This is a genomic window from Mycobacterium sp. AMU20-3851, assembly GCF_043974665.1.
Classification (GTDB): Bacteria; Actinomycetota; Actinomycetes; order Mycobacteriales; family Mycobacteriaceae; genus Mycobacterium.
On the sequence record NZ_CP146371.1, the window covers coordinates 3,578,048 to 3,594,975 of the forward strand.

General features: G+C 69.0%; 15 protein-coding genes and 1 pseudogene. 7 read left to right on the forward strand and 9 right to left on the reverse strand.

Features of this window, described 5'->3' with window-relative positions; all coding sequences use genetic code 11:
- Nucleotide 1 precedes the first annotated feature (1 nt).
- The 7 genes from V4U86_RS17215 to V4U86_RS17245 all read right to left on the reverse strand — a co-directional run bounded on the left by V4U86_RS17215 (nt 2) and on the right by V4U86_RS17245 (nt 6,496).
- Nucleotides 2–889: a tyrosine recombinase XerC gene (locus V4U86_RS17215; protein WP_395307169.1), complete on the reverse strand. Its 888-nt coding sequence runs from the start codon at nt 887–889 to the stop codon at nt 2–4.
- A 31-nt stretch (nt 890–920) separates the two neighbouring features.
- A complete protein-coding gene (locus tag V4U86_RS17220) occupies nt 921–2,081 on the reverse strand; it encodes an alpha-hydroxy-acid oxidizing protein (RefSeq protein ID WP_395307170.1) in 1,161 nt (386 codons plus the stop codon).
- A 4-nt stretch (nt 2,082–2,085) separates the two neighbouring features.
- Nucleotides 2,086–2,937: a siderophore-interacting protein gene (locus V4U86_RS17225; RefSeq protein ID WP_395307171.1), complete on the reverse strand. Its 852-nt coding sequence runs from the start codon at nt 2,935–2,937 to the stop codon at nt 2,086–2,088.
- Between the two features lie 86 nt (nt 2,938–3,023).
- Complete coding sequence (gene dprA, locus V4U86_RS17230; RefSeq protein WP_395307172.1) at nt 3,024–4,151, reverse strand: DNA-processing protein DprA; 1,128 nt, start codon at nt 4,149–4,151, stop codon at nt 3,024–3,026.
- A complete protein-coding gene (locus V4U86_RS17235) occupies nt 4,148–5,659 on the reverse strand; it encodes a YifB family Mg chelatase-like AAA ATPase (protein WP_395307173.1) in 1,512 nt (503 codons plus the stop codon). The genes dprA and V4U86_RS17235 overlap by 4 nt, the downstream gene beginning before the upstream one ends.
- Entirely contained in the window at nt 5,659–6,039 is a 381-nt protein-coding gene (locus tag V4U86_RS17240) for a YraN family protein (protein ID WP_395307174.1), read from the reverse strand. The genes V4U86_RS17235 and V4U86_RS17240 overlap by 1 nt, the downstream gene beginning before the upstream one ends.
- A gap of 100 nt (nt 6,040–6,139) precedes the next feature.
- Nucleotides 6,140–6,496: a hypothetical protein gene (locus V4U86_RS17245; RefSeq protein WP_395307175.1), complete on the reverse strand. Its 357-nt coding sequence runs from the start codon at nt 6,494–6,496 to the stop codon at nt 6,140–6,142.
- A gap of 99 nt (nt 6,497–6,595) precedes the next feature.
- On the opposite strand from V4U86_RS17245, the gene V4U86_RS17250 reads away from it, so the two are divergent.
- The gene (locus tag V4U86_RS17250; protein WP_395307176.1) at nt 6,596–7,414 is read left to right on the forward strand and encodes a DUF1206 domain-containing protein; all 819 of its coding nucleotides are present in this window, start codon (nt 6,596–6,598) and stop codon (nt 7,412–7,414) included.
- A 22-nt stretch (nt 7,415–7,436) separates the two neighbouring features.
- Here the strand turns inward: V4U86_RS17250 and V4U86_RS17255 are convergent, their stop codons facing one another.
- Nucleotides 7,437–8,807, reverse strand: a complete 1,371-nt coding sequence (locus V4U86_RS17255) for an aromatic ring-hydroxylating oxygenase subunit alpha (RefSeq protein WP_395312090.1) — start codon at nt 8,805–8,807, stop codon at nt 7,437–7,439.
- A 255-nt stretch (nt 8,808–9,062) separates the two neighbouring features.
- On the opposite strand from V4U86_RS17255, the gene V4U86_RS17260 reads away from it, so the two are divergent.
- Entirely contained in the window at nt 9,063–9,662 is a 600-nt protein-coding gene (locus V4U86_RS17260) for a TetR/AcrR family transcriptional regulator (RefSeq protein WP_395307177.1), read from the forward strand.
- Nucleotides 9,663–9,672: 10 nt separating this feature from the next.
- Here V4U86_RS17260 and V4U86_RS17265 read toward each other — a convergent pair whose 3' ends face one another.
- Nucleotides 9,673–10,044, reverse strand: a complete 372-nt coding sequence (locus tag V4U86_RS17265) for a hemophore-related protein (protein WP_395307178.1) — start codon at nt 10,042–10,044, stop codon at nt 9,673–9,675.
- Between the two features lie 95 nt (nt 10,045–10,139).
- Here V4U86_RS17265 and V4U86_RS17270 point away from each other — a divergent pair, with 95 nt between their 5' ends.
- The 5 genes and pseudogenes from V4U86_RS17270 to V4U86_RS29120 form a co-directional block, all read left to right on the forward strand.
- Nucleotides 10,140–10,730 (forward strand): hypothetical protein, encoded by a 591-nt coding sequence (locus V4U86_RS17270; RefSeq protein ID WP_395307179.1) that lies wholly within the window; start codon nt 10,140–10,142, stop codon nt 10,728–10,730.
- Nucleotides 10,731–10,781: 51 nt separating this feature from the next.
- Nucleotides 10,782–11,795 carry an iron ABC transporter substrate-binding protein gene (locus tag V4U86_RS17275; protein ID WP_395307180.1) on the forward strand — a complete coding sequence of 338 codons (1,014 nt, stop codon included), beginning with the start codon at nt 10,782–10,784 and terminating at the stop codon, nt 11,793–11,795.
- The gene (locus V4U86_RS17280) at nt 11,796–13,361 is read left to right on the forward strand and encodes an ABC transporter permease (RefSeq protein WP_395307181.1); all 1,566 of its coding nucleotides are present in this window, start codon (nt 11,796–11,798) and stop codon (nt 13,359–13,361) included.
- Nucleotides 13,358–14,413 carry an ABC transporter ATP-binding protein gene (locus V4U86_RS17285; RefSeq protein WP_395307182.1) on the forward strand — a complete coding sequence of 352 codons (1,056 nt, stop codon included), beginning with the start codon at nt 13,358–13,360 and terminating at the stop codon, nt 14,411–14,413. Before V4U86_RS17280 ends, V4U86_RS17285 begins: the two co-directional genes overlap by 4 nt.
- A gap of 491 nt (nt 14,414–14,904) precedes the next feature.
- Nucleotides 14,905–15,990 (forward strand): annotated as a pseudogene (locus tag V4U86_RS29120) (non-ribosomal peptide synthetase); the annotation flags it as partial.
- Nucleotides 15,991–16,928: the final 938 nt, after the last annotated feature.

The window sequence follows — 16,928 nt, forward strand, 5'->3', positions numbered from 1 at the left end:
GTCAGGCGCGCGGATGCGCCTGGTCGTGCACGGCCCGCAGCCGGGCGACCGTGACGTGGGTGTAGAGCTGGGTGGTCGCCAGGGTCGAATGCCCGAGCAACTCCTGTACGACGCGCAGATCCGCACCACCCTCCAGCAGGTGGGTGGCCGCGCTGTGCCGCAGTCCGTGCGGGCCGATGTCGGGGGCGCCGTCGACGGCGGACATGGTCTGGTGCACCACGGTGCGGGCCTGACGCTGGTCGAGTCGCCCGCCGCGGGCGCCCAGCAGCAGCGCCGGCCCCGAGGCCGGGATGGCCAGCGCGGGCCGGCCGGTGTCCAGCCAGGCGGTCAACGCATCCTCGGCGGGTTCCCCGAACGGCACGGTGCGCTGCTTGTTGCCCTTGCCGAGCACCTGGAGCACCCGCCGGGAGCGGTCCACGTCGTCGATGTCCAGGCCGCACAGCTCGCTGACCCGGATCCCGGTGGCATAGAGCAGCTCGACGATCAGACGGTCCCGCAGGGCGATCGGATCTCCCTGCTGCGCACCGGAATTGAGGGCGTCCATGGCGTCGAGAGCCTGGTCCTGGCGTAGCACCGAGGGCAGGGTGCGGTGCGCCTTGGGGGTCTGCAACCGGGCCGCCGGGTCGGCGGTGAGCAGCCCGCGGCCCACCGCCCAGGCGGTGAACGTCTTGATCGCCGAGGTGCGCCGGGCCAGTGTGGTGCGCGCCGCGCCCGCCCCCGCCTGGGCGGCCAGCCAGGACCGCAGTCGTGGCAGCGTCAACGTCTCCAACCCGCCACCGGTGAACTCGAACAGCGAACGCAGGTCGCTGAGGTAGGCGCGCCGGGTGTGCGCCGAGCGGCCCCGCTGCAGCGCCAGGTACTCGTCGAACTCTTCGAGAAGGGCTTGCACTCCCCTACCGTCGCAGATGGCGCCGCGCTGTCTAGGGGACGCGCCGCAACGTATCCGGGGTGAGATCGGTCAGCGCCGGGTAGCCGTCGATCGCCATGATCAGGTCGGTCTCGGCCAGCAGGGAGCACAGTACGTGCACGACGCCGTCGGTGCCGCCCAGGGCCAGCCCGTATACATACGGCCGCCCCACGCCGACCGCGGTGGCGCCCAGCGCCAGCGCCTTGACGATGTCGGCGCCGCTGCGCACCCCGGAGTCGAAGAGCACCGGCATGCCGTCGGCGGCGGCCACCACGTCGGGCAGACAGTCGATGGCCGGGACCCCGCCGTTGGCCTGGCGGCCGCCGTGGTTGGAGCAGTAGATGCCGTCGACGCCGGCGTCGCGGGCCCGGCGCACATCGTCGGGGTGACAGATGCCCTTGGCCAGCAGCGGCAGCGTGGTCAGGGTGCGCAGCCAGGCCAGGTCGTCCCAGGTGACCGGCTGCCCGAAGGTGGACACCCACTGCAGCACCGCACCCTGCGGGTTCTGCTCGGGCGGCTGGGCCAGCGCGGTCCGGAACACCGGGTCGCTGGTGTAGTTCGACAGGCAGTGTCCGCGTAGCTGCGGGAAGTTCGACGTGCTCAGATCGCGGGGACGCCAGCCGGGCACCCAGGTGTCCAGGGTGACCACGATGGCGCGGTAACCGGCGGCCTCGGCGCGGGCCACGAAGCTGGCGGCCAAGTCGCGATCTTTGGGTGTGTAGAGCTGGAAAAAGCCTGGGGTGTCCCCGAATTCGGCGGCGATGTCCTCCAGTGGGTCCGCGGTCAGGGTGGACACCGTCATCGGCACCCCGGTGCGGGCGGCGGCGCGCGCGACGGCCAGGTCGCCGTGCCCGTCGCGGCTGCAGATCCCGGTGACCCCGATGGGCGCCATGAATACCGGCGAGGGCAGTGTCATCCCGAACAGGTCGACGGTCAGGTCGCGTTCGGTGGCGCCGACACCCATCCGGGGCATCAGACCCCAGTGTTCGAAGGCGGTGACGTTGACCTGCTGGGTCCGCTCGTCACCGGCCCCGCCGGCGACGTAGGACCACACCGACGGTGACATCGCCGACTGGGCGCGGGTCTCCAGTTCGGCGAAGGCCATCGGTAGCGATGGCACCACCCCGGCCAGGCCCTGCAGGTAGATCTCGAGCTGGTAGTCGCCGAATGCCATGGGGTCAGTCTTGCTGTCCGGCCTCCGCCTTGGCCAGTTCGGCCTTCCATTGCCGGAAGGTCTCTTCGGTGCGGCCGCGCCGCCAGTACCCGGAGATGGATGCCCACTTGGCGTCCACGCCGCGTTCCTTGCGCAGGTAGGGCCGTAGATTGTGCATCACGGTCTGCGCCTCGCCGTGCACGAACACCTGCACCTGCCCGGGCAGCCACGCCATCTCCTTGACCGCGGCGACCAGCGGCGCGTTGTCCCCGGCGATGTTGTCGCTGACCAGGTCGGCGCGGCCGCCGCGGTAGATCCAGTGCACGTCGACGCCCTCGGGCGCCTTGAGCGGGATCTCGTCGTCCGGCCCGCTCACCTCGATGAAGGCCTTGCCGATCGCGTTGGGCGGCAACGCCTCCAGCGCCGCGCTGATGGCGGGCAGGCCTGCTTCGTCACCTGCCAGCAGATGCCAGTCCGCATCCGGGTTGGGGACGTACGCGCCGTTCGGTCCCATCAGGTAGACGGGGTCACCGGGTTTGGCCGCGGCCGCCCACGGTCCGGCGACGCCCTGCTCGCCGTGCACGACGAAGTCGATGGCGATCTGGCGTAGCGAGTCGTCGACCGAGCGCACGGTGTAGGTGCGCACGGTGGGTCGCTTGTGCTCGGGAAGTTTGTCGAAGCTGTCCAGGGTGAGCGGATGCGGGAGTTCCAGGATGTCCACGCTGGGATCGACGATGGCGATCTTGACGTAGGAATCGGCGAATTCACCCGGTTTGAAGGTGTCGAACCCGACCCCGCCGAGGATCAGTCGGATCATGTGTGGTGCCAGCTGCTCGGTGCTGATCACCTCGAATGTGTGAATCGGACGTCCCGCCACAATCTTCCTTCGCAATCGTTTCAGCATCTCCCGGACCACTCTACGAGCCGGTCCACCCGGGTGGTCGGCTACGCGGCGGACATTGTTCATCCCCGCGCGATCCGCCACTGGCCCTCTCGTCGCTGTACCCGCCCGGACATCTCCAGTAACGCCAGCGGCCCGAGCACCTGTTCGGCGGGCATACCGGCAGCCACCGCGATCTCCTCCACGGTGCGGGTGCCCCGCCCCGGCAACGCCTCGTACACCAGCGTCTCCTCCCGGGACAGCCCGTCCAATGGCGTCTGCGGATGCTCGGGGTCCTCGGCCAGCTCACCGATGCGCCCGACGATCTCCACCACCTGCTCCGGGCGGCTGATCAGTTGCACGTCGTCACGGCGCAGCAGGGCATGACAGCCCGCGGAGGCCGACGAGGTCACCGGGCCCGGCACCGCGCACACCGGCCGGCCCATCAGCTCGGCCCAGGCCGCGGTGTTGGCGGCACCGCTGCGCAACCCCGCCTCCACCACCACGGTCGCGCCCGACAGCGCAGCCACCAGCCGGTTTCGGGTCAGGAACCGGTGCCGGGCCGGACGCACACCGGGCGGATACTCGGTGACCACCAGCCCGCTGCCGCCGATCCGGTGCAACAGCGCGGAATGCCCTGCCGGATAAGGAACATCGATACCGCAGGCCAGCACGGCGACGGTGACGCCGTCCACGCCGAGGGCTGCCCGGTGCGCGGCACCATCGATCCCGTAGGCGGCGCCCGACACCACTGCGACATCCCGTTCGGCCAGGCCCGCGCCCAGATCCGCGGCGACGTGCTCGCCGTAGGCGGTGGCCGCCCGGGTGCCGACAATTGCCGCGGCCCGCGCCGCAACCCGGTCCAACCGGGCCGGGCCGATCGCCCACAACACCAGCGGTGTCCGCCCGGATTCCTTCTGCCGTACCTCCGCTGAACCGAACACGGTGAACGCCAGCTGTGGCCACTCCGCGTCGTCTGGGGTGATCAGCCGTCCGCCGCGGCGGTCGAGCCGATCGAGATCATCTGCGGCGGTGTCGATTTCGCATCGTGCCTCGACCCTGGGTTGCAGCTTGTCTGGAGCCTGGCCGGCCTTTACCATCGCCGCAGCTTCGAGCGGTCCGTACTTCGCCACGAACATCGTGAGGTCTTCGCACGGCGATTCGGCCACCCGGGACAGGTACGCCCAGGCCCGGCGTCGTTCGTCGCTCATCGCGCACCGCCCTGACGGAAGCTCAGCGCCGTGGCGACATGGTCCGGGGTCGGTGAGGTCACCCCGGCCAGATCCGCGATCGACCAGGCGATCCGCAAGGTGCGGTCGGCGCCGCGCAGGTTGAGCTTTCCACGGTCGACCGCGGCCCGCAGCAACGCCATGGTCGCGTCGCCGGGCCGGAACTCGTTGCGCAGCGCGGGACCCGGGACCTCGGCGTTGGTGCGCACCCCCAATTGTCGCCACCTGGCGGCGGCGACCTCCCGGGCCGCGGCTACCCGGGCCCGTACCGCCGCGGTCGGCTCCCCCACCTCGTGGGTGAAGGCGCCGGCCCGGATGGGATGCATCTCCACCTTGAGGTCGACGCGATCCATCAGCGGACCCGACAGCTTGCCCAGATAACGTCGCTTTGCGCCGGCGTTGCACAGGCAGTCCTTCGGATCGGTGGGGGCGCACGGGCACGGGTTGGCCGCCATCACCAGCTGGAACCTGGCCGGATACCGGGCCACCCCGTCACGGCGGGCGAGCCGGATCTCGCCGTCCTCCAACGGGGTTCGCAGTGCCTCCAGCACATGGGTGCCGATCTCGGCGCATTCGTCGAGGAACAGCACCCCACGGTGGGCCCGGCTGACCGCGCCCGGGCGGGCCATCCCGGTGCCGCCGCCCACCATCGCTGCCACCGTCGAGGAATGATGTGGGGCGATGAAGGTGGGCCGGGTGATCAGCGGTGTCTCGGGTGCCAGGGTGCCGGCGATGGAATGAATCGCCGTGACCTCGATCGCCTCCTGTTCGGTCAGCTCCGGCAGCAGACCGGGGAGGCGTTGCGCCAGCATGGTTTTGCCAATCCCGGGCGGACCGGTCAACAACAGGTGATGGGCTCCCGCAGCGGCGATCTCGACCGCCACCCGCGCTTCGGTCTGCCCGATCAGGTCGGCCAGGTCCACGCAGTGCGGGGCAGTGCCGACACCGGCATCCTCGATGCGGGCGGCCAACTCCTGCTTGCCCCGGAACCAGGACTGCAACTGCTGGAAGTCCTGCACACCCCACACCTCGATACCGTCGACCAGGCTCGCCTCGGCCAGGTTCTCGAGCGGCACCACCACCGCCGGCCAGCCGTCGCCCTTGGCCGCCAGCACCGCCGGCAGCACGCCGTTGACCGGCCGCACCCGGCCGTCGAGGGCCAACTCTCCGAGCAGCACCGTCTTCTCCAACCGCGGCCACGCCTTCTTCAACTGTGCCGAGACGACGGCCGCGGCCAGGGCCAGGTCATACATGGACCCGTTCTTGGGCAGGGTGGCCGGCGACAGCGCCAGCGTCAGCCGGGTGTCGGGCCACCTGTTGCCGCAGTTGGTGATTGCTGCACGCACCCGGTCCCGGGACTCCTGCAGCGCGGTATCGGGAAGCCCGACCAGATGCACCCCGGGTAGTCCGCCACTGATGTCGGCCTCGATCTCCACCGTGATGCCGTCCAGCCCGCGGATGGCCACCGCGTACGCCCGCCCGAGCGCCATCAGCCGACCGCCTGCAGGTGCGTGAGCTCCGGGGTCCGGGTGCGGCCGAACCGCACCCCGATGACATCGATGCGCACCCCCGCCCAACTCTGCCCGCCCCGGGCCAACCACAGCCCGGCCAGCCGCCGCAACCGGCGCAGCTTGTCCGGGGTCACCGCGTAGGCGACGCCCCCGAATCGGTCGGTGGTGCGAGCCTTGACCTCGACGAAGACGACGACGCGGGCCACCTCGTCGAGGGCGATCACATCGAGTTCGCCGTAGCGGCACCGCCAATTGCGTTCCAGCACCGTCAAACCCAGCGATTCCAGATGCTGCACCGCCAGCTGCTCACCGAGCGCACCGATCTCGGCACGAGTCCAGGTTTCCTTGTGGGTGTCCATGCGCCCACCCTCGCCACGGCGACCGACAAGATCACTCAGCGGGGCGTGCCGGGCTCCCGGTTATCCACAGTCACGGATTCGTCCACAGGGATGCGCTCGCTCACTCGATCCCGGCCGCCTTGTCCAGGCGCTGCAGCAGGTCGTGGGCGGCCAGCTCAACCGCCTTGTGCCGCCACTCCGCGGCCCGGTACACGCAGGCGATCAGGCCGGTTCGATGCACCCTGCGAAAATCGCCGTAGATGAACGCATATCGGGCTTTCGTATCGTCGTTGGCGCCCTCGGTGAGGCCGAGATGCCATTGCGCGTACTCATCCCAATCGTGGCTCTCCAGGTATGCGTTCTGCGCGTCGGCCCGGGGTTGCACCTGCCCCCAATCGCTGTCGAGGACGTACTGCCGTTTGTCGATGAGGCCGGCGGCCCAGTCCACCGCCGCCGGGTTGACGTCGTACTTCGCCATCGGTCCATCCTGACCCATCTGGACCGCCCACACCCGATGTTTCACCGGCGTCAACAGTCGGGTACCCGCAGCCATCTGTCCGCATGTGGAGGAGTCGAGATGAGCATGAGCGCCCACCCGGTCCATGGTGCCGTGGACCGCGCCACCGACAGCGACGCCTTCCAGTACGCGGCCCGGGTCGGGTTCGCCACCAGCGGCGTGCTGCACTTGCTGCTGGGCTACATTGTCGTGCGGTTGGCGTTCGGCACAGGTGGCAACGCCGACCAGTCCGGGGCGCTGGCCACCCTGGCTGCGCAGACCGGCGGAAAGATCATGCTGTGGATCGTCGCGCTGGGCCTGTTCGCCCTCGGGCTCTGGCGGCTGGCCGAGTCCATCCTCGGATCCAAGCCCAGTGAGCGCTCCGGCAACGACGACTCCCCGGCCTGGAAACGCGCGAAGTCCATCGGTCTGGCGATCGCCAACATCGCGATCGCGTTCTCCGCGTTGCGGTTCGCGACCGGCTCCGGGCAATCCAGCGGACAACAGAACGCGGGACTGTCTGCGCAGCTGATGCAGTCGGGCTGGGGCAAGGTGCTGCTGATCGTCGTCGGCCTCGGCATCCTCGGCGTCGGCGGCTACCACGTGTACAAGGGCGGCTCGAAGCGGTTCTTCAAGGATCTGCGGGTCTCCGGCGGCACCGCCGTCACCGCGGTCGGCATCGCCGGGTACACCGCCAAGGGCCTCGTGCTCGCCGGCGCGGGCATCCTCGTCATCGTGGCCACCCTGCAGGCCGACCCGGCCAAGGCGTCCGGTCTGGACGCGGCGGTCAAGACACTCGGTGAGGCGCCGTTCGGAAAGTTCCTGCTGGTGATCGCCGGTCTCGGTATCGCCGCGTTCGGCGCGTACAGCTTCGTGCGCTGCCGCTACGGCCGACTCTGAGAGTTCCGGCCCTACCGGGTGGTCATGCGTTCACCTGCGCCCCGGTCATGTGGCGGTCGATCACGGAGTGGAAGTGCGCGATGACGACTTCCTCCTTGACCAGCGACATGTGATCGAGGCGGTTGTTGCGCAGTCCCTTCTGCTGGCGCGGCATCTGGATGTAATCCTGGTGCAGCGCTTCGAAATACTTGTAGCTTCCCGGTTCTTCCACGACGATCGGTTCGGCCCGCACGGCGTCGCGGAACTCCTCGGGCAGATACATGTAGCTGGCGACGTGCCAGATGCAGTGGTGGGGATCCCCGTCCGGATGCGGAGCGGACATCACCACGTGGCATTCCCCGGCACGCACGGTCATGAAGTAGTTGGGGAACAGCACCCATCCCTGGTTGTCGCTCATCTGATTGTCGGTCAGACCGCTGACGTCCAGGCCCATCCCGGTCAGAACGTCCCGGGTGGCCTCCTGCAGCAGCGCCCGCGCGGTGACGCCCTCGGGGAAGTCGACGTCGCCGTTGTCGGCCTGATACGGCGCGATCAACTCCTGGAACCGGGGAATCACCGCCACGGTGCCGGGAAAGGTCTCCGGCAGTGCCAGGATCCCTTCGACCTGTTTCTGCGCGCCGGCGCCCTGCACCTCGAAGGGCGCCACGGCCACACTGTGATTCTCGAAGAACTGGTAGCGCGCGGTCTTCGGATTGATGTTCAGCACCGCCAGCAACTGAGGGTGGATCCCGTTGATGTGGTAGCCCTCCTCGAAGGCGTCCATCACCACCTTCCAGTTGCAGTCGATGGCCTCCTTGACGTCCATCACCGTGGTGAACTGCTCGATGTTGTAGGGCTCCAGGAGTCGGTACACCTCCTCGCCCAGATACTCGCGCAGCGGCGCGGCCTGGGGGTCGGGGTTGAGGAAGATGAATCCGGCGAAGGTGTCGACGGGCACCTCGAGCAGCGAGTTGTCGCTCTTGTCGATCTGGCCGGCGAGTTCCTCGCGCAACACACCGCGCAGCTTGCCGTCCAGGTTGTAGGACCACAGGTGGTATTGGCACAGGAAGCCGCGCTTGGCGTTTCCGGTCTCGGTGATGCACAACGCATTTCCCCGATGCCGGCAGGCGTTGACGAATCCGCGCAGCTTGTCGTCCTTGCCGCGGACGACGATGAACGACTGGTCGCCGATGTCGTGCTTTTTCCAGTCGCCGGGTTTGGGCAGATCCTCGGCGCGGCCCACGACCTGCCACACCCGCATCCAGATGGCTTCCCGCTCCCGGTCCGCGTACTCCCGGCTGGTGTACCGATCGGTCTGGATGGTCATGTTGAACGTTCCCGGCGCGACGTCCTCGAGGCCCAGCCCCGTTCCGGAATCCAGTTCGGTCCACTCGCCGGGGCGCGGTGTTGACATCACCATGAGTTCTCCTCGTCGACGATCGCCGGGACGGGTTCTCGAACCGAGTGTTCGGGGGCTGCCCGTGCCACCGATGTGTTAGCGGCCGACAATTGGCCCCGGACGTGACGTGACTCACGATACACTCATGTATCTCGGATACAATAGTGAATCAGAATTGCCACAACACCAGGTGAACGCGCCAAGGAGCCGGTGACCCCGTCATTCCCGGACTCGGGAATCCGGCGGCGCGCAGGTGCGATGATGGCCCTCGTGGCTGAACGTTGGACCAAGGAGCGCCGGGCCGAGCACATTCGCGAGGTGTTGCTCGACGCCGCCGAGGAGGTCTTCGCCCGGAAGGGTCTGAGCGGCGCGGCCCTCGAGGAGATCGCCGAGGCCGCCGGTTTCACCCGGGGTGCCATCTACTCTCAGTTCGGCGCGAAGGAGACACTGTTCCTCGCCGTGGTGGACCGGCAACGCGACAGATTCCTGGACGGCTTCGCCGAGGTGATGGCGTCCTTTCATCGCCTCGACGACGTCGACCTCGATGAACTCGCCGAGCGTTGGCATCAGCTCAGCAACAGCACCGACCGGGCCGCCCTGGGCTGCGAACTCACCCTGTTCCTGTTGCGCAATCCCGAAGCGCGGGAACGAGTCGCCGCCCAACGAGCCGAAACCGTCCGCGCGCTCGGCGACTTCATCAGCAAGAACGTCGCACGCATCGGCGGCACACTGACCATCGAAGCCGAGACCCTGGCCAGGGTGATCCTGGCCGCCAACAACGGCATCACCCTCGACAGTCACATCGACGGCCAGAATCTCTACCGCCCCTACATGCAGCTGGTCGTATCCAGCATCAAACCGCCCCGGTGAACGGCGGTGATCAGCTCAGCGCGTCGATGAGCGCCGCCAGCTGACCTGGGGACACCGCCACCCCGCACTGATGCCGCAGATCGATCAGCGGGCGCGCGATGTTCTGCAGGTCCAGGAACTCCCCCGGATGCGTGACGAAGTAGCCGCGCACCGAGTTCTGCGCATCGGCGGTGGACTGGTTGGCGGCCGCGGTCAGCACGTCGTTCGCGCCGGGATGCGCGTCCAGGTAGCCGCCGGCCTGATTCAGTACACCGCTGGCGACGGTGGCCAGATTGCTCGCCGAGCACGGCGGAGCCGCCGCGGCGATGGGAGCGCTCACTGCGGACAGGGCGGACACGGCGACGGCGGCAAACCCGCCCGCGGCCATCACGATCGGTTTCATTTCTCGATCCTGCTTGAAATCCCGCCGACCCGCACGATCTCGTCGCTTGCTGGACGACACGTCAACTTGTCGGTACCCGTCCTTACTCTCATGCCATGTCGATTCCCACCTTCGCCGGCCATATGGATTTCCCGGCCCCCACCGGGACTTTTGACGCCGAGACGGCCGTCGCGCTGGTCTCCGAGTTCTGCGCCGCCCACGACGTGGGCAGGCACACCGGGTATTCGGTGGTGCCGCAACTGGATCGGGCGTTGAGCATCGCTGCGCAGATCGGCCCGGACCGGCGCTGGCGGCGGATGGCTCGCTGGTCGGGCAACAACGAGGTCGAGGGCCTGCCGGAGACGATCCTGCTCACCGACGAACGCGACAAGCTCTACAACCGGTTCGTCGCCGCGCTGCCCGAGGCGGACTGGCTGCCGCCGAACACGGTGGTCTCGGTGAGCCGCTGGGCGCGGTTCTCCCCCGCGATGCGCGCGGCCGAGCGGCTCGGCCTGGGCTGGATCCTGCCGGTGCAGCGGCAGGTTCTGCTGGTGCCGATGCCGATCACCCGCTACGCCGACAGCCGCCGCCAGGTGCTGCACTGCGACACCGGTCGACCCGCCGTCGAATGGTCCGACGGCACCGGCCGCTACTTCCTGCACGGCACCGAGGTGCAGGAGCAACGTCCCGCGCTGCGCTGCCTGTGAAAATCCCATGAAGGCAACCCTTACCTAGGTACGGGGTGACAGGATTGCCTCATGAGAATCCGGTGGAGCCGTCTGGCGGCGGTGTTGTCCGTCGTCGCTGTGGTCGCGTCGGCCACGGCATGTTCGTCCGACGAACCCGATGAACTACTGATCTACAACGCCCAGCACGAATCCCTGACCAAAGAGTGGATCGATGCGTTCACCGAGGAGACCGGCATCAAGGTCACCTACCGGCAGGGCGGGGACACCGAACTCGGCAATCAGCTCATCGCCGAGGGCGACGCGTCGCCGGCCGATGTCTTCCTGACCGAGAACTCCCCTGCCATGGCGGCTGTCGAGAGGGCCGGCTTGTTCGCCGACGTGGACGCCGGCACCGTCGAGCAGGTGCCGGCCGAGTACCGCCCGTCGACCAACAAGTGGACCGGTGTCGCCGCGCGGACCACGGTCTTCGTCTACAACACCGGCAAGCTGCAACTGGGCGAACTGCCCCGCTCGATCATGGATCTGGAGAAGCCCGAGTGGAAGGGCCGCTGGGGCGCGCCGCCGCCGAAGGCCGACTTCCAGGCCATCGTCGCGGCGATCCTGCAGCTGACCGGTGAGCAGGCCACCGAGGCGTGGCTGGCCGGCATGAAGACAAACGCCACGCTGCTCCAGGACAACATCGCCACACTGCGGGCGGTCAACGACGGCGAGGTCGACGGCGGGATCATCTACCACTACTACTGGTTCCGCGATCAGGCAAAGACCAAGGAGATCAGCGGCAACACCGCGCTGCACTACTTCCGCAACGAGGATCCCGGCGCCTTCATCAGCATCTCCGGCGGCGGGGTGCTGGAGTCCAGCAAGAAGAAGGACCAGGCACAGCAGTTCCTCAAGTTCATCACCTCCCAAGCCGGCCAGGAAGTCCTGGAGAAGGGCACCTCGTTCGAATACCCGGTCGCCAGTGGGGTTCCGGCCAACCCGGCGCTGCCCCCGCTGGACACCTTGCAGGCACCGAAGGTGGATCCGTCCACCCTCGACGCCACCAAGGTCACCGACCTGATGACCAAGGCCGGCCTGCTCTAGGTGGTTTCCACCCAGACCGATCGACCCACCGCCGGACCGCGGCCACCGGCCCGGCCCGGGCCGCTGCTCAGCACCGGCATCGGGCTGCTGGTCGCGCTGACCTTCGTGCCGCTCGGCTACGTGGCGTGGGCCGTCGTGAGCACCGGCCCCGCCCGCATCTACGACCTGGTGGTGCGGCCCCGGGTCGGCGAACTGCTGCTCAACACCGTGGGCCTGGTGGTGGTGACGGTGCCGCTGTGCGTGGTCCTCGGCGTCGGCGCCGCCTGGCTGGTGGAGCGCACCGACGTGTTCGGTGCTGCGGTATGGCGTCCGCTGCTGGTGGCGCCGCTGGCGGTGCCCGCGTTCATCAACAGTTATGCCTGGGTCAGTGTCTGGCCGACGCTGCACGGCTTCTGGGCCGGCGTGCTCGTCACCACCCTGTCGTACTTCCCGTTCGTGTTCCTGCCCGCCGCGGCCGCCTTGCGCCGGCTCGACCCGGCCATCGAGGAATCGGCGCGGGCGCTCGGTTCCGGCACCGCCGGTGTCTTCTTCCGGGTGGTCCTGCCGCAATTGCGCCTGGCCGTCCTGGGCGGCGGACTGCTCATCGGCGTGCACCTGCTCGCCGAGTACGGCGCGTTCGCGATGCTGCGGTTCTCCACCTTCACCACCGCGATCTTCGAGCAGTTCCAGGCGACGTTCGACGGGGCCGCGGGCGCCACCCTGGCCGGGGTGCTGGTGCTGCTGTGCCTGGTGCTGCTGCTCGGCGAGGCGCTGCTGCGCGGCAACGCCCGGTTCGCCCGGATCGGGTCCGGTGCGCCGCGGGCCGCCACCCCGATTCGTCTGCGCGCCACGAACTTTCCCGCCGCTGCCGGACTCGCGGCGCTGACTGTGCTGGCGCTCGGTGTTCCGGTGTGGACGCTGCTGCGCTGGTTGTGGATCGGTGGTGTCCAGGTCTGGGAGTTGGCCGATCTGGGTGAGGCGATCGGGCAGACCGCGGTCCTGGCCGCGGTCGCCGCCGCGGTCACCACGGTGGCCGCGTTCCCGTTCGCCTGGCTGGCGGTCCGCTACAGCGGCGCATTCGCCCGCACCGTCGAGGGCGCCAACTTCGTCACCAGTTCCATGCCGGGGATCGTCACCGCCCTGGCACTGGTCACCGTCGCGATCCGGTTCGTTCCCCCGCTGTATCAGACCGTGGCCCTGGTGCTGTGCGCTTACGTCCTGATGTTTCTGCCCCGCGCGCTGGTCAGCCTGCGCTCGGGGTTGGCCCAGGTACCGCCGGGGTTGGAGGAGGCCTCGCGGTCACTGGGGTTGTCGCCGGCGCGTAGTTTCGTGCGGGTGACTCTGCGGTTGACCGCCCCCGCTGCCGGTGCCGGCGCCGCCCTGGTGTTCGTCGCGGTGGCCACCGAACTGACCGCCACCCTGCTGCTCGCACCGACCGGAACCCGGACCTTGGCGATGCGGTTCTGGTCGCTGTCGAGCGAACTGGATTACGCGGCCGCGGCGCCCTACGCGCTGATGTTGGTCGCACTGTCGATCCCGGTGACGGTGGCGCTGTTCCGCGAAGTGACCCGAGGGAGTGTCTCGTGAACGACACCCTCACGGTCCGCGGGCTGACCAAGACCTTCACCGGCCACCCGGTGCTCGACGGGGTCGACCTGACGCTCACGCCCGGCAGCATCACCGCGGTGGTGGGCGCCTCGGGCTGCGGCAAGACCACCCTGCTGCGGTTGGTCGCCGGATTCGAGGCCCCGGATGCCGGCACCGTCGACATCGATGGCCGCCGGGTGGCCTCCGCCGACACCTTCGTGGCCCCGCACCGCCGCTCGGTCGGTTATGTCGCCCAGGACGGCGCGCTGTTCCCGCACCTGAGTGTCGGCGCCAACATCGCCTACGGGTTGCCCGGGCCGGCCCGCAGCGCAGCGGTCCGGACCCGGGTGGCCGAACTGCTCGACACCGTCTCCCTGGAGCCTTCATTCGCCGCCCGTCGCCCGCACGAACTGTCCGGCGGCCAGCAGCAGCGTGTCGCCCTGGCCCGGGCGATGGCGCGACAACCCGCACTGATGCTGCTCGACGAACCGTTTTCCGCACTCGACACCGGTCTGCGGGCGGCCACCCGGAAGGCGGTGACGAAGGTTCTCACCGACGCCGGAGTAACGACCCTGCTGGTGACCCACGATCAGGGCGAGGCGCTGTCCGTCGCCGATCAGGTCGCTGTCATGCGCGACGGCCGCTTCACCAGTGTGGGTACTCCGCACGAGGTGTATCGCCGGCCCGCGGACCGTTTCACCGCCGAGTTCCTCGGCGACTGCGTCTTCCTGCCGTGCACCGTGCGTTCCGGGGCGGCCGAAACCGCGCTCGGTGCGATCGGGCTGAGCACCCCCGCCGCGGACGGCCCCGGCACGTTGATGCTGCGTCCCGAACAGCTGGTCGCCGCCGAGAGCACCGATGCGGCCGGCGGATCCGAACCGGGCATCGGAACCGTGCTGGGTACCGAATTCCTCGGCCACGACGTGCTGCTCACCATCGACATCGGTGGTGACACCCCGCCGATCACCGTGCGCCAGCACAGCATCGACCCGCCCGACGTGCACACCAAGGTCCGGATCTCGGTGCTCGGCAGCGGCCTGGTCCTGCGGTGACCGTGTCAGAAATTCGGGTCCGCCACCTCCGATAGACTGCCGAACAGCATGTTTACGCCGGCAGTCTCCCCCGTGGTTTCCGCGAGCCGCGGCAGGGCGTCCGGCCCCGCGGCCGCGCCGACGGGGCTGAAGTGATCCCCGCCCGGCACGCTCTCATCGCTCACCTGCGCGGATTCGGTGCGCGCCCTGCGGTGCACACCGCCGATATCACCCTGACCTACCGCGAACTGGCCGACCGGGTGCACCGCGTCGCGACCGACGACCTCGGTGGCGGCCGGAAACTGGTCCTGCTGGAAACCGCCAACGACGTCACCACCCTGGTGCACTATCTCGGCGCCCTGGCTGCCGGACATGTCGTGCTGCCGGCGCCGCCGGGCAGTGATCACACCGATCTGCTGGCCACCTACCGGCCCGACGTGGTGATCGACGCGGGCGGGATTCACCACCGCGCCGCGGGCGGCCACGATCTGCATCCCGATCTCGCCCTGCTGATGTCCACCTCCGGCAGCACCGGTTCCCCGAAGCTGGTCAGGCTGTCGGCGGCGAACCTGCTGGCCAACGCCTGTTCCATCGCCGAATACCTCGACGTCGGCGAGAACGACTGTGCGGCAACGACGTTACCCATGTCGTACTGCTATGGACTGTCGGTGATCCACAGCCACCTGCTCCGCGGGGCAGCGCTGATCCTGACCGATCTCTCCGTCATCGACGAGAGCTTCTGGGACCTCTTCCGGCGGCACCGCGCTACCTCGTTCGCCGGTGTGCCCTACACCTTCGACCTGCTGGAGCGGATGGGCTTCGCCGAGATGACGCTGCCGCACCTGCGCTACATCACCCAGGCGGGCGGCAAACTGGCTCCCGAGCGGGTGCAGCAGTACGCCGCGCTGGGACAGCGCCGAGGCTGGCAGCTGTACGTGATGTACGGCGCCACCGAGGCCACCGCCCGGATGGCGTATCTACCGCCGGAGCTGGCGGCCACCCGGCCCACCGCCATCGGTCGCGCCATCCCCGGCGGGCAGTTACGCATCGAAGTGGCCGGGGCGAGCGAGGCGGCCGACGGGGACATCGGCGAACTCGTCTACCGCGGGCCCAACGTGATGATGGGCTACGCGGAGCGCGTCGCCGACCTCGCCATGGGGCCCGGCAGCGACGAGCTACGCACCGGCGACCTGGCCCGGCGCGGTCCCGACGGTCTCTTCGAGGTGGTCGGCCGGGCCAACCGGTTCGTCAAGATGTTCGGTCTACGCATCGACCTCGCCCGGGTCGAGACCGAACTCCGCGAACGCGGCATCGAGGCGCTGTGCGCGGCCGATGAGGACACTCTCGTCATCGCCGCGACGAACCCGGCCGCCGCCGTTCGCGCCGCGGTCACCGACATCACCCGGGTACCCGGCGGGTCGGTCCGCGCGATCACCGTCGAGGAGTTGCCGATGCTGCCGTCCGGGAAACCGGACTACCCGGCGGTGCGCGCGCTGGCCCCGCAGGTAGCGGCCGTGACCCGGCTGCGGGAGGTGTTCGCCGATGTGCTGCACCTGGACCCCGACACCATCGACCCCGACGCCAGTTTCGTCGACCTCGGCGGCAACTCGCTGACCTACGTGTCCATGTCGGTGCGGCTGGAAAAGGCGTTGGGCACGCTTCCGGCCCAATGGCAACAACTCTCGCTACGCGAATTGGAGGGTATCGGCGCCCCCAAGCGACGGTGGGGCACCACCCTGGAGACCAGCGTCGCGCTGCGGGCCGCGGCGATCGTGCTCATCGTCGGGTCGCACGCCGAACTGTTCCAGATGTGGGGCGGGGCGCACATTCTGCTCGGCGTGGCCGGCTACAACTTCGGCCGGTTCTGCCTGACCGCCGTCGACCGCCGGGACCGGATCCGGCACCTGCGCAACACGATCGGCTGGATCGCGGTCCCCGCGGTGGCATGGGTGGCGCTGACCCTGTTGTTCACCGACCACTACCACCTGACCAATCTGCTGCTGGCCGACAAGTTCCTCGGGCCCCCGGACAGCATGACCTCGGGCCGGCTGTGGTTCATCGAGGTACTGGTGTGGATCCTGGTGCTGCTGGCCGGTCTGCTGTGGCTGCCCGGCGTCGACCGGACCGAGCGCCGTCACCCGTTCGCCTTCGCGGTCGCCTTCCTGGCGATCGGGCTGGCGCTGCGCTACCAGATTTTCGGCCCGTACCCGGTCCGCGACGCCATGTTCACCATGCTGGCGTTCTGGTTCTTCGCGGCGGGCTGGGCGGTGTCCAAGGCGACCACGTTCTGGCAACGCGCCGCGATCACGCTGGTGCTGGCGGGCGGCCTGCACGGTTATTTCGGACCCGACACCGTCCGCGAGATGCTGGTCTTCGGCGGACTCGCCCTGTTGATCTGGGTGCCGGCGATCCGCTGCCCCGCCCCGGTGAGCAGTGCCGCGGCCGTGCTGGCCGAGGCGTCGCTGTACACCTACCTGACCCACTACCAGGTGTATCCGCTGTTCGGAGAGCACCGCCTGGTCGGGGTGATCGCCTC

What these genes read in the sequence shown, in the direction of transcription:
- V4U86_RS17220 (WP_395307170.1), bottom strand. Translation starts at nt 2,081, where the DNA reads ATGGCATTCGGCGACTACCAGCTCGAGATCTACCTGCAGGGCCTGGCC.
- dprA (WP_395307172.1), bottom strand. Translation starts at nt 4,151, where the DNA reads ATGAGCGACGAACGACGCCGGGCCTGGGCGTACCTGTCCCGGGTGGCC.
- V4U86_RS17235 (WP_395307173.1), bottom strand. Translation starts at nt 5,659, where the DNA reads ATGGCGCTCGGGCGGGCGTACGCGGTGGCCATCCGCGGGCTGGACGGC.
- V4U86_RS17240 (WP_395307174.1), bottom strand. Translation starts at nt 6,039, where the DNA reads ATGGACACCCACAAGGAAACCTGGACTCGTGCCGAGATCGGTGCGCTC.
- V4U86_RS17245 (WP_395307175.1), bottom strand. Translation starts at nt 6,496, where the DNA reads ATGGCGAAGTACGACGTCAACCCGGCGGCGGTGGACTGGGCCGCCGGC.
- V4U86_RS17250 (WP_395307176.1), top strand. Translation starts at nt 6,596, where the DNA reads ATGAGCATGAGCGCCCACCCGGTCCATGGTGCCGTGGACCGCGCCACC.
- V4U86_RS17255 (WP_395312090.1), bottom strand. Translation starts at nt 8,807, where the DNA reads ATGTCAACACCGCGCCCCGGCGAGTGGACCGAACTGGATTCCGGAACG.
- V4U86_RS17265 (WP_395307178.1), bottom strand. Translation starts at nt 10,044, where the DNA reads ATGAAACCGATCGTGATGGCCGCGGGCGGGTTTGCCGCCGTCGCCGTG.
- V4U86_RS17270 (WP_395307179.1), top strand. Translation starts at nt 10,140, where the DNA reads ATGTCGATTCCCACCTTCGCCGGCCATATGGATTTCCCGGCCCCCACC.
- V4U86_RS17275 (WP_395307180.1), top strand. Translation starts at nt 10,782, where the DNA reads ATGAGAATCCGGTGGAGCCGTCTGGCGGCGGTGTTGTCCGTCGTCGCT.